Genomic DNA, 14,242 nt, shown 5'->3' with positions numbered 1-14,242 from the left:
TTCGGCCAAGCGATGCCAAGCGATGCCAAGCGATGACGAGCGGTGATTAGCCCGCTGCCGGCTCTTCTGTGAGCACGCTGACGGCGTGCGGTTTCACTTGCCCCTTCATCTGGTGGAAGAGATCGACGTAGTAGGGCAGGCACTCGGCCATCGCCTGCTCGGTGGTGAACAACGGCCGATACCCCAGATCGCGTTCGGCCTTGGCGATGGAGAAGTAGTTGTCGAGGTAAAGTCGTTCCACCGCAAGGGGTTCCAGCAGAGGCTTGGGTAGGCCGAACCGGAAGTGGAACCACTGCCACACCGTCATCACCAACCACACCAGCCGGCCCGGCACCCGCAGCTTCGGCCACGGCTGGCCACACGCCTCCACAACCGGCCGGGAGAACTCGAACATGTTGATCGGCTCACCGTCGTTGATGAAGTACGCCTGACCCGGTGCGGTTCCGCCCGGCACCAGGTGCTCGGCGGCCAAAACGAAGCCGTGAATCAGGTTGTGCACGTTCGAGTTATCGAGCTTGACGTTCTTGCTGCCGACCAGCACCTTGACGTGACCGGCGAGCACGCTTTCGAACACCTTGCGGAACATCGTCTGATCGCCGCGGCCCCAGATGCCGCTGGGCCGAATAGAGCACGTCAGCAGGCCGTGAACGCCGTTCTGCGACAACACGAATCGCTCAGCGACGACCTTTGTCTCGGTGTAGAGATCGTTGAATCGTTCGGTGTAGGCAAGAGTTTCGTCGCCGCCCGAGATGCGATTGCCGCCCATCACGACGCTGTTGGACGCGGTGTAGACGAACCGCCCCACGCCGGCCGTCTGTGCGGCATGGACGAGGTTCTTGGTGCCGTCGACGTTGACCGCGAAGCTGCGCTGTCGGTACTCCTCGGTGACCGACGCCCCACCCATCAGGTCGATGATCGCCGCGGTGTGAATGATCGTGTCGATGCCGTCGACGGCCTTGGTGACAGTGTTCGCGTCGCAGATGTCGCCCTCGAGCACCTCGAGGCGCGGATGCGCCGGCAGCGGCGACGGGGCCCGGTCGAAGGAGCGGACGTGATGGCCGCGGTCGAGCAGCTCGGTCACGAGGTTGGCGCCGACGAAGCCGGAGCCTCCGGTGACCAGTACACGGCCGAGTTCGGTGGTCAGCGTTGAATCGCCCATGCCGCCGAGCATAAATGAAACGTGTTACAGTTTCGAGTCTCTAGGCGAGAAATCGTTCCGCAGTCAAGATTCCTCGGCATCCCTGGAGGCGAGTGCGTCCTCCACTCGTTTCCGCGCGCCAGCTAAGTGCTCTTCACAGCGTTTAGCTAGCTCTTCGCCTCTTTCCCAAAGCGTCAGCGACGCATCCAGGTCCAGTCCGCCCTGCTCGAGCTGCTGCACGACGTCGATCAACTCGTCGCGGGCTTCTTCGTACCCTAGTTTACTAATAGGCTTCATTCAGTGCCCTCGCTCACGACTTTGACGGCCCCGTCGGCGACCCGTACGCGCAACCGCGTGCCCGCCGGCGCGTCGGCCGTCGTGCGCAGCACCAACCCAGCGTCCGTCTGCACGACGGCGTAGCCGCGAGCCAGCGTGGCCGCCGGTCCCAGTGTGGACAGGCGGGCCGACAAATGGCCGATCCGCTCGGACTCGGCGCTCAACAGCCGGGTGATGTCGCGTCGAACACAGGCGCGGGCCCGGTGAATCTCGTCGGCGCGTGAGGTCAGCGCCGCCAGCGGCTGGGCCAGCACCGGCCGGCTGCGCAGTTGGCTCACGATGTGCTGCTCGCGGTTCACCCAATTGCGCAGTGCGCGTGCGCTGCGCCGGCGCAGATCCGTGATGAGGGCCTGCTCCGCCGCGGTGTCGGGCACGATCCGCTTGGCGGCGTCGGTGGGCGTGGCGGCGCGCAGATCCGCAACGAGGTCGCACAGCGGGTTGTCTGGTTCGTGGCCGACGGCGCTGACGACCGGCGTCGTGCACGCGGCGATCGCGCGGCACAGCGTCTCGTCGGAGAACGGCAGCAGATCCTCGACGCTGCCGCCGCCGCGGGCGATGACGATCACGTCGACGGCGGTGTCGCGGTCCAACTCGCGCAGCGCCTCCACTATCTGCGGTACGGCGTTGGGCCCCTGAACGACGGTGTTGCGCACCTCGAATCGCACCGCGGGCCAGCGAGCGGCGGCGACCGTCAGCACGTCATGCTCGGCCGCCGATGCGCGGCCCGTGATCAGCCCGATCTTGGACGGAAGGAAGGGGATCGGCCGCTTGAGTCGGGGATCGAACAGCCCCTCGGCGTGCAGCAGCTGGCGCAGCCGTTCGATGCGGGCCAACAGCTCGCCGATGCCGACTGCACGAATCTCGCTGACTCGCAACGCAAATGAGCCGCGACCGGTGTGGAACGTCGGCTTGCCGCAGATCACCACCTGAGTGCCCTCGGTGAGCTTTACCGGAGCGTTGAGCACCAGATCGCGCGGGCACATGATCGACAGCGACATGTCAGCGGCCGGGTCGCGCAGCACCATGAACACGGTCTTGGCGTCGGGCCGCACCTTCATTTGGGTCAGCTGTCCCTCAACCCACACCGTGCCGAGTTTGTCGATCCAGCCGGCCACCCGGATGGCCACAGCGCGAACGGGCCAGGGATTCTCGGGCGAATTGGGCGGGGCGGACGCGGTCACTTGGCGGTCGCGCGGGTGATCCTGTTGGCCAGCAGGGTCTGAAACGGTGCGCGCGCCTTGGTGGCGCCTTCGTAGGCGAGCAGCGCCTCGAGGTCGGCGACCCGCAGCGAGGACATCCGGGCGCGCAGCTGGGCCAAGGTGAGCGACTCGTAATCGAGCTCCGTGACGACGTCGGGCGGATCCGCCTCGGCGAGCTCGGCCTCTTTGACGGCCGGATCCGGGTCCGGGTCGGGTCCACCGCCGGTGAACAACGCGAACCGGCCCTCTGTGAGGCGTTCGCCGTCGGCGGCCGGCTTCGGCGGCAGATCGTCCACGATGTCTTCGTCGAAAGTGGCCCACTCCGGCTGCTCGTCCTTGGGCGGGAACATCGCGTCGAGGGTCTCGTCACCCTTGATGACCAGGTCTGCCACGTCCTGCTGCATCTTCATCACCAGGTGTGCGACCTGGCTCGCGACGGTCATCGGATACATCAGGATGGTCTGCGGAAGCTTTCGGGTTTCCTCGATCGCGGTTACCGCCGCACCTACCAGCAGACGGACCCCGTACGGTGCAGTTGCCATGGCCTCCAGACTACGGCTGGCCCCCCGACCTTTCGGATCAGTACCCTTGGAACCATGCCGCCGACGATAAACATGGGGATTCCGGGTGCTTCCAGCTCGGTTACCGGCGGCGTTACCGGTAAACGAGTGCTGCTGGCCGAGCCGCGCGGGTACTGCGCCGGCGTCGACCGCGCCGTCGAAACCGTGGAACGCGCGCTGGAAAAGCACGGCGCGCCGGTGTACGTGCGCCACGAGATCGTGCACAACAGGCACGTGGTCGACACGTTGGCGAAGGCCGGCGCGGTGTTCGTCGAGGACAACGACGAGGTGCCCGAGGGTTCCATCGTGGTGTTCTCCGCCCACGGGGTGGCGCCGACGGTGCATGAGACGGCCGCCGCACGCGAACTCAGGGTCATCGACGCCACCTGCCCGCTCGTCACCAAGGTGCACAACGAGGCCAAGAGGTTCGCCCGTGACGACTACGACATCCTGCTGATCGGCCACGAGGGCCACGAGGAGGTCGTCGGTACTGCAGGCGAGGCGCCCGACCACGTCCAATTGGTCGACGGGCCGAACGCTGTCGACAGCGTCACTGTGCGCGACGAGGACAAGGTGATCTGGCTGTCACAGACCACGTTGAGCGTCGACGAGACGATGGAGACGGTGCAGCGGCTGCGGGAGCGCTTCCCGAAGCTGCAGGACCCGCCGAGCGACGACATCTGCTATGCCACCCAGAACCGCCAGGTGGCGGTCAAGGCGATGGCGCCGGAGTGCGAGCTGGTGATCGTCGTCGGATCGCGTAACTCGTCGAACTCGGTGCGACTGGTCGAGGTCGCCCTGGGCGCGGGCTCGGACGCCGCGCACCTGGTGGACTACGCCGACGACATCGACCCGGCCTGGCTCGAGGGCGTGACGACGGTTGGCGTCACGTCCGGCGCGTCGGTGCCCGAAGTGCTGGTGCGCGGAGTTCTCGAGCGGCTAGCCGAGTACGGCTACGACCTCGTGCAGCCCGTCACGACAGCCAACGAGACGTTGGTGTTCGCGCTACCCCGGGAGATCCGCCCGGCGCGCACGTAATGCGTTCGCTGTTAGCGCTTTTCGTCACGCTCACACTCTTGGTTGCCGCTTGCGGTGACGATGCCACGGACCGGTTGAACGCCACGGTGCACACCTTCGCCGACGCGCTCACGAAGGGTGACGCATCGGCGGCCGCCGCCGTCACCACCGATCAAGCCGCGGCGTCGGACACGCTGGGCAAGCTCTTCGAAAGCCTCGGCAAGAACGCGCACGTCGACGTCTCCAAGGTCGATCGCCAGGACAACGGCACTACGTTCACGTTGAACACGACATGGAAGTTCGGGCCGGACGGTCGAAACCAGTGGACCTACACCACCACTGGCAATGCCGACGCCAGCGGTGACGACTGGAAGATCCGGTGGACCCCGACGATCGTCGCGCCCGGCCTGGACGTCGGCCCGCTGTCGTACAGCACGCTCGCGCCCGATCCGGCCGCGCGGGTGCTCGATCGCACGGGCGCCGGGCTGCTCACCCAACAAGTCGTCACGCTGGTCAACGTGGGGCCTGATGCTGACCTGAATACCGTTGCAGCACTGTTGAATCCGCTCGACCAGAGCATCACCGCCGAGTCGCTGCAGACGCAGCTGAGCGGGGCGCAGGGCCAGCCGGTCACCGCGATCACGCTGCGTGCGGACGATCTGGCGCCGATCGAGGATCAGCTGAAGGCGCTGCCGGGCGTGACGCTCGCTCCCCAGGCGCGTCTGCTGAGTACCGACAAGTCGCTGACGTCGCCGACACTGTCCGGCCTGACGGACCTCTGGCAGCACGCCACCGACGACGCCGCCGGATGGGCGGTGAGCGCTCAGGGTGCCGACGGTGCCCGGCGCGTCGGCGGCCAAGATCCGAAACCCGTCGCCGACATCTCCAGCACGCTCGACATCGGCATGCTGATCGCCGCCAAGAACGCGCTCGCGCCGATCAGCACTCCGGCGGCGATGATCGTGATCGAGCCCTCGACGGGCAACGTCTTGGCGGTCGCGCAGAACGCCGCGGCCGACGCACAGGGGCCGATAGCGCTGACCGGCCTCTATCCGCCCGGCTCGACGTTCAAGACCGTGACGGTTTCGGCTGCCCTGCAGGCCGGCCAGGTCACCCCCGACAGCGTCGTCGCATGCCCGGCGACCGAGAACATCGAGGGCCGGCAGATCCCCAACGACGACAACTTCGACCTCGGCCAAGTGCCGCTGCACACCGCGTTCGCCCGGTCGTGCAACACCACGATGGGCCGGCTCGCGGTGAATCTGCCGCCCGACGGCCTGACCAAGGCGGCCGCGCAACTCGGTCTCGGTATCGACTACACGGCGCCCGGGATGACGACGGTGACCGGGAAGGTGCCCGCCGCCGACTCCGCCGCGCTACGCGTGGAGGAGGGCATCGGCCAGGGCCAGGTGACCGCATCGCCGTTCGGCATGGCGCTGCTTGCCGCCGCGCTGGCGCACGGCTCGGTGCCTGCCCCGACCATCGTGGCGGGGCAACCGGGGAAGCCGGACCGTGCCCCCGACGCGCTTCCGCCGGCCATCGCCGATCAGGTGAAATCGATGATGCGCGAGACAGTTACGGGCGGCACCGCCACCGAGCTGCAGGACATTCCCGGCATGCTGGGCAAGACGGGAACCGCGGAATACATCGACGACCAACACGCACACGGCTGGTTCGTCGGCATCGATGGCGACTTGGCGCTGTCCGTATTCATCAGCGACGCAGGCAGTTCCGCGCCTGCCGTGGAAGCGGCAGGTCGGTTCCTGCGTGCGCGCAGTTAGATGTCGTATTCCCAGCTGTCGGCTTGCCAATTGCGAGAGGACCGCGGCCGCGACCGGTAGTCCGCGCGGTCGTCGCTCTCGTCGGCGCCGCGATAGCGCACGCGCGAAACCGGATGATGGGTGCCATTTCCGTTGGTGGTGTGGGGCTCCAACGGCTCGTAGTCGTCCAAGCGACGGCGACGCTCGGGTCGCTCGTAGGACGTGCGCCGGTCGGCCGGAGGAACGGGTTTGCGTGGCTCGCGTGTCGACGACGTGCGTGTGCGTCGGCGAGGTTCGGCGGGCTGATCGGTTTTCCGGGGTGTACGCGTACGGCGCGGCCGCTCGGCGACGGGTTCGATGATCTCGGTCTCTGGCGGGCGGGCGTGCCGTGACCGGGACGGTGTCGTGCGCTTCGTGGTCCGGGCGCTGCGTGAACTGGTCTCCGGCCGGGCGGCCCGGGCGGACCGGTCGACAGTGTGCTTGCGGCGCGGCGGTTCGGTGTCTTCGGCGTCGTCCTCGTCGGGCGCGCCGGCCACGCCGGTCAGCAGCGACGCCACCTTGGACGTGAGGGTCGAAGCAGCGCTCGTGGGCTCTTTCGCGGCGGTCCGCGCTGCGCCGCGACGTGAAGACATGCCGTAATACCAGCGGGCCATGCCGATCAGCAACACGGCCGCCGAGGTGAAGAACATCAGCGGAAACCGCTCGATGAGCGGATAGCCGCAGTTGATCGCCAGGTCCTTGATGCCGCCGATCTGGCCGCCGTGAAAAAGGAAATACGAGGTCGGCACGGCGATAAAGAGGATGAGTGGCGGTTGGATGACGGCGGTGAAGATTCCGGACTGCCGCACCGCGAGGACCGCAAAGATACAGCCCACCACATATGCCGCGGCGAAGACGGAGCTCAGCTCTTTGTCGCCCGAGCCGGCGTCGTAGGCGAAGCCGACGGCCGTCAACGTGACCGCTAGCAGCACGGCGCCCCACCACGGAACACCCGGGATGTTGGGGAGCGCAGAGCGGTGGTCGGTCGTCACCGCCGACCGTGCGCGCTGTCCTGACACACGTTGACCGTACCGGCTGTACCCAAAAGTGGTCGCCAGCGCGCTTCTGGCGTGCCGATCACAGTCTCCTAGACTCTGGACCCTGTGAGCTTGAACCTGGGAATCGTCGGACTGCCGAATGTCGGAAAGTCGACGCTGTTCAATGCGTTGACGCGCAATAACGTGCTGGCGGCCAACTATCCATTCGCGACGATCGAGCCGAACGAGGGTGTCGTGCCGCTGCCCGACCCGCGGTTGGCCGAGCTCGCGAAAATGTTTGCTTCAGAAAAGATCGTGCCTGCGCCGGTGACGTTCGTCGATATTGCCGGCATCGTCAAAGGTGCATCTGAGGGCGCAGGGCTGGGCAACAAGTTCCTGGCCAACATTCGCGAAAGCGATGCGATCTGTCAGGTCGTGCGGGTGTTCACCGACGACGACGTCGCGCATGTCGACGGCCGCATAGATCCCAAATCGGACATCGAAGTGATCGAGACCGAGTTGATCCTGGCCGACCTGCAAACGCTCGAGCGCGCGATTCCGCGGCTGGAGAAGGAAGCGCGGACGCACAAGGACCGCAGGCCGGCGTATGAAGCGGCGGTGCAGGCGCAGGAGATCCTCAACGGAGGCACGACGCTGTTCGCGGCGGGCAAGGATGCGTCGTTACTGCGGGAGCTGAACCTGCTGACGACCAAGCCGTTCCTGTACGTGTTCAACGCCGATGAGGCGGTGCTGACCGACGACGCGCGGGTGGCGGCGTTGAGGGAGATGGTCGCGCCTGCGGATGCGGTTTTCCTCGACGCGAAGATCGAGGCGGAGTTGCAGGAACTGGACGACGAGTCGGCGGCCGAGCTGCTGGAGTCGATCGGTCAGACGGAACGTGGGCTGGATGCGTTGGCGCGCGCGGGTTTTCACACGCTGAAGCTGCAGACGTTCCTCACGGCGGGACCAAAAGAATCCCGCGCGTGGACGATTCACCAGGGCGACACCGCGCCCAAGGCCGCCGGGGTGATCCACACCGACTTCGAGAAGGGCTTCATCAAGGCCGAGATCGTGTCGTATGACGACCTGATGGAGGCCGGTTCGATGGCCGCCGCCAAGGCCGCAGGCAAGGTGCGCATGGAGGGCAAGGACTACGTCATGGCCGACGGGGACGTGGTCGAGTTCCGCTTCAACGTCTGACCAGCCGAAGAAGCAGTAATCGTTACCAGGCGAACTGGCCCGATGGCGTGGCTGGCGACGTAGCATTCCCTGGTGAGTTTCGTCGTCTCACCGGAGGCGTATGCACGTTTCATGGGGCGGTATGCCGAGCCTCTTGCGGAGGTTTTCGTAACATTTGCCGGGGTCGGCGTGGGCGATGAGGTGCTCGACGTGGGCTGTGGGCCGGGCGCGCTGACGGCGCACTTGCTGTCGGTCGGAGCCGAGGTCGCGGCGATTGACCCTTCTCCGCCGTTCATCGACGCGATCAGTGCGCGCTTCCCAGACGTTGACGTGCGTCGGGGTGCGGCGGAGGAATTGCCATACGGCACTGCCGCATTCGACGCTGCTCTTGCGCAATTGGTGGTGCATTTCATGACGGACCCAGTGGCCGGCATCAGACAGATGGCGCGCGTGACGCGACGTGGCGGTGTTGTCGCAGCATGCGTCTGGGACGGGCCGACCGGCGCACTGGCGCCGTTCTGGGATGCGGTGCACATGATCGACCCTGAGGCTCAGGATGAAGCACTACTTTCCGGGGCGCACATGGGGCACCTGACTGAGCTATTCGAAGCTGCTGGCCTGAGCGACGTGGAAGAAGATTCCATAGCGGTCGACGTTGTGCATCCGACCTTTGAGGAGTGGTGGGAGCCTTACACATACGGTGTCGGACCCGCTGGTGACTACGTCCAGCATCTCGATGGCGATGACCGTGCGCGTCTCGAATCGGTGGCTCGCGAACGTCTCGGTAATGGGCCGTTCACTGTCACCGCTACCGCGTGGGCCGCTCGTGGGACGGTGTGAGTTCGTCGTGGTCGAGTTCGGGACGATGATCGTTTCCCAGGCGCAACGCATGCGCATCGTTGGGCTCGCGGCGTGCGCGGCCCTAACGCTCTCAAGCTGCTCGTCCAACGAGCCGACGACCGCACTCTCGTCCTCCGCTACGACGACCGCGACGAGCGCCGCGCCACAGGCTTCTGCGCTGAAGCATATCGATCCGAAGGCATTTCAAACGGTTATCGACACTGCCGCGAAGAAGCTCATGGTCCCCGGAGCGATGGTGCTGCTACGCACGCCTCAGGGCGACTTCACCGCATCGTTCGGCACCACCGAACTCGGCGCCCAGACGCCGCCGGCCGCGAACACTCACTTCCGGATCGCCTCGAACACCAAGACCATGACGGCGGCGCTGATTGTGCTGCTCGCCCAGGACGGCAAGCTGAAGTTCAGCGATCCCGTGTCGGCCTACGTACCGAATGTGCCCAACGGCGAGAACATCACCGTCGCAGAGCTTTTGAAGATGCGCAGCGGCTTGTACGGCTACTCGGCCGATCCCGCGCTTTCGGCCTCGATGGATGCCGACCCAGGAAAGGCCTGGACGCCGCAGGAGGTACTGGCTATCGCGTTCCGGCATCCGCCGCAGTTCGCGCCTGACGCCTCCTACGAGTACAGCAACACCAACTACGCGCTTCTGGGTCTGATCGCCGAGAAAGTCGGAGGGAGCCCGTTGGCCAAGCAGTTGGCCGACCGGCTGTTCGGTCCGGTCGGCCTCACGCACACGTCGCTTCCCGCCACCGACGACACGTCCATGCCAGCTCCTCACTCGCACGGCTACATGTACGGCGGCAGCTTCTATGCACTCGCCGACGAGCCGTATCCCGCTGACATGCAGGCCGCCGCACAGGCCGGGACTTTGCGGCCGATCGACTACACCCACCAGAACTCCTCCTACGCCACTGCGGCAGGCGGAGTGATCTCCACGGCGGATGACCTCGCCACCTGGATGAAAGCACTCGTCACGGGCAAGGTCTTCAACGCTGACTTCCACCAACAGTGGTTGACGAGCCTGCAGGCCGAGGATCCGGACGCGCCCGACGGGCAGAAGTATGGATATGGCATCTCGTATCAGCGCTTCGGCCCGAACGCCGCGATGTACTACCACGGCGGGGAACTTCCGGGCTTCAACTCGTTCATGGGCTACGACCCCGATAACGATGTGGCGCTGGTCATTTGGACGAATCTGACTCTCTCGCCGGACGGCAAGACAACGGCGCAGGCCATGTTGCCCACGGTTCTTGACGAGATCTATGCGGGCTTGTCGCTGGCATCACCGCCGACTCCGACGACCACGAGGTAGCCACATCGAAGAATCCTTCTGGGCTGGCGTCACTCGACGTGTCTGTCCGATGAAGGCAGAATCGCGCAGATGACACAGCCGCCGCAGCGCCCCGGGCCGCCGCAATGGCGAGGTAGGGGGGTGCCGCCGCCCGATCAGGCGACGCAACGGCTTCCGCGTCCTGGACGACCGAAGCCGCTGAACGAGCAGCTCCGCGCGCGGTACCGGCCCGGGGATGCGGGGCCGACGAGAAGGATTCCCCGGCCTCAATCGCCTGCGGATGCAGCGCCGACCCAACAGATCTTGCGGCCGCCGCCGCCACCGTTACCGTCACCGTCGCCCGCCGAGAAGCAGCGGAGCTCGGGCTTACGAACGCGGCAGTCGATCATCCTGATTGCAGTCATCATCGTTGCGCTGTTGGTCGGTGGCCTGGCCGGCGGGGAGCTCTATGCGCGGCACCGTGCAGACAGCATCCTCGTGGCTGTTGCCGAGTGCGTCGTCAAGGACAAGGCCAGCATTTCGTTCGGGGTGACCCCCCCCTTCCTGTGGCAGCACATCACGGGCCGTTACACCAACATCTCGGTCGCCACTGCTGGAAACCAAGTCCAGGAAGCCAAGGGAATGACCGCCGACGTGACCCTTGCGGACGTGCGGCTGAAAGATTCCGCGGACTCCAAGGGCACCATCGGATCGCTGAACGCGACGCTTACCTGGAAGTCCGAAGGCATCAAGGACACGGTCGTCGCCAACCTCCCGGTTGTGGGGAGTTTGGTCACCGGTGTGAGCACGGACGCGGCCGCCGGCACCATCGTTCTGGATGCCGGCAGCAACAGCGTCACGGCCAAGCCCGTGGTCACCGACGGTGATCTGAATCTGCAAGTTGTCGACGTCAACGGCCCGCTGCCGAAAGACGCTGTGCAGTCAGCGCTGAACGACCTCACCAAGAAGCTGAACGACAACTATCCGCTCGGTATCCACGCCGACAGCGTCGAAGTGACCGGGACGGGAGTCGTCGGCAAGTTCTCCAGTCAGAACGCGTCGATTCCCAAAGAGGACGCGAACCCCTGTTTCGCGCGCCTCTAAGCGCCGACCGTGTGTCAGAAGGCGGTGTCCACGAAGCCGTTCGTCGTGTTCGCTTCGTCGTGGTTGGACACGTGGTAGCCCAGTGTGGGGACGTGTGGATCGGTACCGTACGGCACGAGCGGATCAGTGTCAGCACTGGCGATCGGCGCGAGAAGGATGGCCCCGCCAATCGTGGCTGCGGTCAATGGCGCTGCGAGGTACTTGATTGCTTTCATGATGGTCTCCTGTTTGCCGATGGTCCTTGCTCGGACACGTCAAAGCATCGCGCTCCGGCAAACCGATGTCGCCACTGCTGACGTCCATCTTGATCTTCCAGCTAGCTGGAATCGGGGTGCTCCGGCGCGGAACCGATGTGCTTCCTGGAGGCGTCAACAAGTGCTGACGCTTCGGAAAAGCATGTCTGCGCCCAGACGGAGAATGATCGCGCCAGACGTGCGCTCGTGCTGTCAGTCCACTGAGCTCACGGTCGCGCCGCAGATGGGTACATCGACGCTCAACGGGTGCGATACGAAGCCGTTGGGTGGGGTGACGACCAACGCGCCCCAGCGCGGGCACGCGTTTCCGGTGGAGGTGTCGACGGCGTAGGCCTCTATGTCTGCGTTCGCCACGTCGCCCGGATTGAGTACGAGTCGATGTGCTGCTGCAGCGGGCTTGCGTGCGACGTTGATCAACACGCCACCGGCGGGAGTCACGAGGTCTGCTCCCGGATATCCGACGAGCGTGCACGGGTGTGACGACGTGTTCTTGAAGGACACGACCACGTGACGCAAGGTGTTGGCCGACTCCAGCGGTCCGTTGGAGACCGTGAGGTCGTCGTCGGAGCACGGGCCGGACGCCTCGGGCGTCGACGGATTTGGCGCTGGTGCCGGGGGAGTCGATGCGGCCGGCGCAGCCGTTGAGCTGGTTGCCGGGCTGGCCGCTGTCGACGGCGATTGTCCCGAAGGGGCGTGTTCGGCAGAACATCCCGCGATCAGAACGACCGCCACCAAGGGCAGGATGCGTTTCATCGACAACTCCTACTAGCACGGCAGATCGAGGTGCGACGGGTCCGGGGTGGGCCGTCACGCAGAGTCTGCGGTGGATGCCTTGGCGAATTCTTGGAAAGGCTTGAGTACCTAGGGCACGACGGCGATTTCATCGCCAAGCCGGTAACTCGCCGCCAGCGGTAAATGGTCTCCGCTCCAGAACGATCCGGGATCAAACCAGTTGTAGTGCTTTTCCGTCGCCAGCAGTCCCATCTCCTCATAGGTGATGGCCACGGTCTCCGCGCAGTAGGCCGTTTCCAGACCGACCTGCAGCTTCTCGACCTTCTTTCGCCGAACCGACTCTCGAATCCTGTTGTGCACGAACGGAATTCCGCGTGTGAAGTCGCCAACGACGGGGACTCGGCCGCGAAACCATCGGCCCGTCAACCGCGCGGTGCTCGGAAACGGCGTGCCGTCCATCCGGGCGATGACCTTCAGCATCCGGTCTTCCTGCTCACGGCCGGCATACGGCGTGAGCTGACGCAGCCAGCACCGCTGTCCGTAGGTGTTGATCCACCGCTCCACAGCCTGCCGCGCATCGTTGAGCTGCACGCCGCGGTGATTGGTGCCCGTCCACATGTCGGTGAGCTTGTCGCCGAGCTCGGCGTGCCAGATCAACGGCGGCAGATCGTCGATCGCCACCGTCATCCCGACATGGTTCACCGGACTGTTGGTCATCGACTGGATCGCCCGGTCGGGCCCGGAACGGCCGCGGAACAGCCAGATGTCCCCGGTCCGCGTCTCGTCGAGCGCCCGGTTCAGCGACACCGTGCTTTGATTCACCCCCGCAGCTTAGGCAGACTCTCCCCATGCGCGGCATATGGAAGTGGGTCGGACTGGCCGGTGTCGCCGGTGTGGTGGCCGGCGGTGTGTTGGTCGCCCGCGACCAACGCCGTCGCAACTCCTACTCCGCGGACGACATCCGCGCGCGCCTGCATCAACGACTCGCCGAGGCCGGCGAACCAGCAGACTAGACCGCGACGGCGTACAGGCGGTGTGCGCCGGAAAACCCCTTGAGCTCGACGTCGCGGCCCTCGTCGAACTCGATGTCATCCTGGTCGCTGACCGCATCGCGGACGACCTCACTGACCAGAATCTCACCGCCCTGGGCCTGCCCGGCCACCCGCGCCGCCATCGCGACGTTGCGGCCGAACAAGTCGTCGCCACGCCGTACCGACTTGCCCATATGGATGCCGATGCGAACCCGAATGCCGTTAGGGCGCTTGCGCAATGACTCCTGGACATCGAGGCTGAACCGCACTGCCGCCTCCGGATCAGCGAAGGCGACCATGAATCCGTCCCCCTGGCTCTTGACGACATAACCGCCGTACCTCTCGACGCGGCGGCGTACCAACTTGTCGTGACTGCCGAGCAGCCTGACCCAGGCTCGATCGCCGATGCGCTCATTGAGCGCAGTCGACTCCTCGATGTCGGAGAACAGGATCACGACCTTGCCGCTCGTCGTCAGGCGAGCCAGGTCCGGGCGCTCCACCTCCGCCCAGTCCGCAAGGTCCTCGATCGACGAGCGGACCGCCGCGCCGAACCCGTCCTTGCGCAGGATGTTGGCGGTCTGCCACATCGTCTTGACCGCCTCACGACCACCGGTGAGCAGCATGTTCCTGGTGTCGACGCGGCGACGCAGCTCGTCGAGTTCGCGTCGTTGCCGCGTGTAGTACACCCACAGCACGATCAGCCCCGCCGCCTCCAGCGCCGCGATGCCCGCCAGCACGTAGGCCGCGATCTGCGCTCCCATCACCGCTCAAGTATTGGATGCTGA

General features: G+C 65.6%; 16 protein-coding genes. 7 read left to right on the top strand and 9 right to left on the bottom strand.

Features of this window, described 5'->3' with window-relative positions; translation table 11 throughout:
• Nucleotides 1-46: 46 nt before the first annotated feature.
• The 4 genes from VJV41_RS00675 to VJV41_RS00660 are packed head-to-tail and all read right to left on the bottom strand — an operon-like array spanning nt 47 to nt 3,215.
• Nucleotides 47-1,171, bottom strand: a complete 1,125-nt coding sequence (locus VJV41_RS00675; RefSeq protein ID WP_325330045.1) for a 3-beta-hydroxysteroid dehydrogenase — start codon at nt 1,169-1,171, stop codon at nt 47-49.
• Nucleotides 1,172-1,222: 51 nt separating this feature from the next.
• The gene (locus VJV41_RS00670) at nt 1,223-1,435 is read right to left on the bottom strand and encodes an exodeoxyribonuclease VII small subunit (RefSeq protein WP_325330043.1); all 213 of its coding nucleotides are present in this window, start codon (nt 1,433-1,435) and stop codon (nt 1,223-1,225) included.
• Entirely contained in the window at nt 1,432-2,655 is a 1,224-nt protein-coding gene (gene xseA / locus VJV41_RS00665) for an exodeoxyribonuclease VII large subunit (RefSeq protein ID WP_325330041.1), read from the bottom strand. The genes VJV41_RS00670 and xseA overlap by 4 nt, the downstream gene beginning before the upstream one ends.
• A complete protein-coding gene (locus VJV41_RS00660; protein ID WP_325330039.1) occupies nt 2,652-3,215 on the bottom strand; it encodes a lipid droplet-associated protein in 564 nt (187 codons plus the stop codon). The genes xseA and VJV41_RS00660 overlap by 4 nt, the downstream gene beginning before the upstream one ends.
• A gap of 54 nt (nt 3,216-3,269) precedes the next feature.
• Here VJV41_RS00660 and VJV41_RS00655 point away from each other — a divergent pair, with 54 nt between their 5' ends.
• Together VJV41_RS00655 and VJV41_RS00650 are read left to right on the top strand one after the other, a co-directional pair.
• Entirely contained in the window at nt 3,270-4,271 is a 1,002-nt protein-coding gene (locus tag VJV41_RS00655; protein ID WP_325330037.1) for a 4-hydroxy-3-methylbut-2-enyl diphosphate reductase, read from the top strand.
• Nucleotides 4,271-6,031 (top strand): penicillin-binding transpeptidase domain-containing protein, encoded by a 1,761-nt coding sequence (locus tag VJV41_RS00650; protein ID WP_325330035.1) that lies wholly within the window; start codon nt 4,271-4,273, stop codon nt 6,029-6,031. Before VJV41_RS00655 ends, VJV41_RS00650 begins: the two co-directional genes overlap by 1 nt.
• Here the strand turns inward: VJV41_RS00650 and VJV41_RS00645 are convergent.
• Nucleotides 6,028-7,068, bottom strand: a complete 1,041-nt coding sequence (locus VJV41_RS00645; protein ID WP_325330033.1) for a DUF6542 domain-containing protein — start codon at nt 7,066-7,068, stop codon at nt 6,028-6,030. The two genes, VJV41_RS00650 and VJV41_RS00645, sit on opposite strands and share 4 nt — an antisense overlap.
• Before the next feature lie 84 nt (nt 7,069-7,152).
• Here VJV41_RS00645 and ychF point away from each other — a divergent pair, with 84 nt between their 5' ends.
• From ychF to VJV41_RS00625, 4 genes are all read left to right on the top strand, one after another.
• Entirely contained in the window at nt 7,153-8,226 is a 1,074-nt protein-coding gene (ychF, locus tag VJV41_RS00640; RefSeq protein WP_325330031.1) for a redox-regulated ATPase YchF, read from the top strand.
• Nucleotides 8,227-8,298: 72 nt separating this feature from the next.
• Nucleotides 8,299-9,045 (top strand): class I SAM-dependent methyltransferase, encoded by a 747-nt coding sequence (locus tag VJV41_RS00635; protein WP_325330029.1) that lies wholly within the window; start codon nt 8,299-8,301, stop codon nt 9,043-9,045.
• A gap of 49 nt (nt 9,046-9,094) precedes the next feature.
• Nucleotides 9,095-10,378, top strand: coding sequence for a serine hydrolase domain-containing protein (locus VJV41_RS00630; protein WP_325330112.1), 1,284 nt, complete (start codon nt 9,095-9,097; stop codon nt 10,376-10,378).
• A gap of 69 nt (nt 10,379-10,447) precedes the next feature.
• Nucleotides 10,448-11,440, top strand: coding sequence for a DUF2993 domain-containing protein (locus VJV41_RS00625; RefSeq protein ID WP_325330027.1), 993 nt, complete (start codon nt 10,448-10,450; stop codon nt 11,438-11,440).
• Between the two features lie 14 nt (nt 11,441-11,454).
• Here the strand turns inward: VJV41_RS00625 and VJV41_RS00620 are convergent, their stop codons facing one another.
• The 3 genes from VJV41_RS00620 to VJV41_RS00610 all read right to left on the bottom strand — a co-directional run bounded on the left by VJV41_RS00620 (nt 11,455) and on the right by VJV41_RS00610 (nt 13,233).
• Nucleotides 11,455-11,655 carry a hypothetical protein gene (locus VJV41_RS00620; protein ID WP_325330025.1) on the bottom strand — a complete coding sequence of 67 codons (201 nt, stop codon included), beginning with the start codon at nt 11,653-11,655 and terminating at the stop codon, nt 11,455-11,457.
• A 231-nt stretch (nt 11,656-11,886) separates the two neighbouring features.
• The gene (locus VJV41_RS00615) at nt 11,887-12,447 is read right to left on the bottom strand and encodes a DUF4232 domain-containing protein (protein ID WP_325330023.1); all 561 of its coding nucleotides are present in this window, start codon (nt 12,445-12,447) and stop codon (nt 11,887-11,889) included.
• A 108-nt stretch (nt 12,448-12,555) separates the two neighbouring features.
• Nucleotides 12,556-13,233, bottom strand: coding sequence for a guanylate cyclase (locus tag VJV41_RS00610; protein ID WP_325330110.1), 678 nt, complete (start codon nt 13,231-13,233; stop codon nt 12,556-12,558).
• A 41-nt stretch (nt 13,234-13,274) separates the two neighbouring features.
• On the opposite strand from VJV41_RS00610, the gene VJV41_RS00605 reads away from it, so the two are divergent.
• Nucleotides 13,275-13,439 carry a hypothetical protein gene (locus tag VJV41_RS00605; protein ID WP_325330021.1) on the top strand — a complete coding sequence of 55 codons (165 nt, stop codon included), beginning with the start codon at nt 13,275-13,277 and terminating at the stop codon, nt 13,437-13,439.
• Here the strand turns inward: VJV41_RS00605 and VJV41_RS00600 are convergent.
• Nucleotides 13,436-14,218 (bottom strand): adenylate/guanylate cyclase domain-containing protein, encoded by a 783-nt coding sequence (locus VJV41_RS00600; RefSeq protein WP_325330108.1) that lies wholly within the window; start codon nt 14,216-14,218, stop codon nt 13,436-13,438. The two genes, VJV41_RS00605 and VJV41_RS00600, sit on opposite strands and share 4 nt — an antisense overlap.
• Between the last annotated feature and the right edge of the window lie 24 nt (nt 14,219-14,242).

Source organism: Mycobacterium sp. (genome assembly GCF_035274705.1).
Classification (GTDB): Bacteria; Actinomycetota; Actinomycetes; order Mycobacteriales; family Mycobacteriaceae; genus Mycobacterium.
Note: the sequence above shows the minus strand (reverse complement) of the source record. Positions and strands in the feature narration are given on the sequence as shown.

Excerpts from the sequence above, each read along its gene's own strand:
- VJV41_RS00675 (WP_325330045.1), bottom strand. The coding sequence starts at position 1,171 with ATGCTCGGCGGCATGGGCGATTCAACGCTGACCACCGAACTCGGCCGT.
- VJV41_RS00670 (WP_325330043.1), bottom strand. The coding sequence starts at position 1,435 with ATGAAGCCTATTAGTAAACTAGGGTACGAAGAAGCCCGCGACGAGTTG.
- VJV41_RS00660 (WP_325330039.1), bottom strand. The coding sequence starts at position 3,215 with ATGGCAACTGCACCGTACGGGGTCCGTCTGCTGGTAGGTGCGGCGGTA.
- VJV41_RS00655 (WP_325330037.1), top strand. The coding sequence starts at position 3,270 with ATGCCGCCGACGATAAACATGGGGATTCCGGGTGCTTCCAGCTCGGTT.
- VJV41_RS00650 (WP_325330035.1), top strand. The coding sequence starts at position 4,271 with ATGCGTTCGCTGTTAGCGCTTTTCGTCACGCTCACACTCTTGGTTGCC.
- VJV41_RS00630 (WP_325330112.1), top strand. The coding sequence starts at position 9,095 with ATGCGCATCGTTGGGCTCGCGGCGTGCGCGGCCCTAACGCTCTCAAGC.
- VJV41_RS00625 (WP_325330027.1), top strand. The coding sequence starts at position 10,448 with ATGACACAGCCGCCGCAGCGCCCCGGGCCGCCGCAATGGCGAGGTAGG.
- VJV41_RS00620 (WP_325330025.1), bottom strand. The coding sequence starts at position 11,655 with ATGAAAGCAATCAAGTACCTCGCAGCGCCATTGACCGCAGCCACGATT.
- VJV41_RS00615 (WP_325330023.1), bottom strand. The coding sequence starts at position 12,447 with ATGAAACGCATCCTGCCCTTGGTGGCGGTCGTTCTGATCGCGGGATGT.
- VJV41_RS00605 (WP_325330021.1), top strand. The coding sequence starts at position 13,275 with ATGCGCGGCATATGGAAGTGGGTCGGACTGGCCGGTGTCGCCGGTGTG.
- VJV41_RS00600 (WP_325330108.1), bottom strand. The coding sequence starts at position 14,218 with ATGGGAGCGCAGATCGCGGCCTACGTGCTGGCGGGCATCGCGGCGCTG.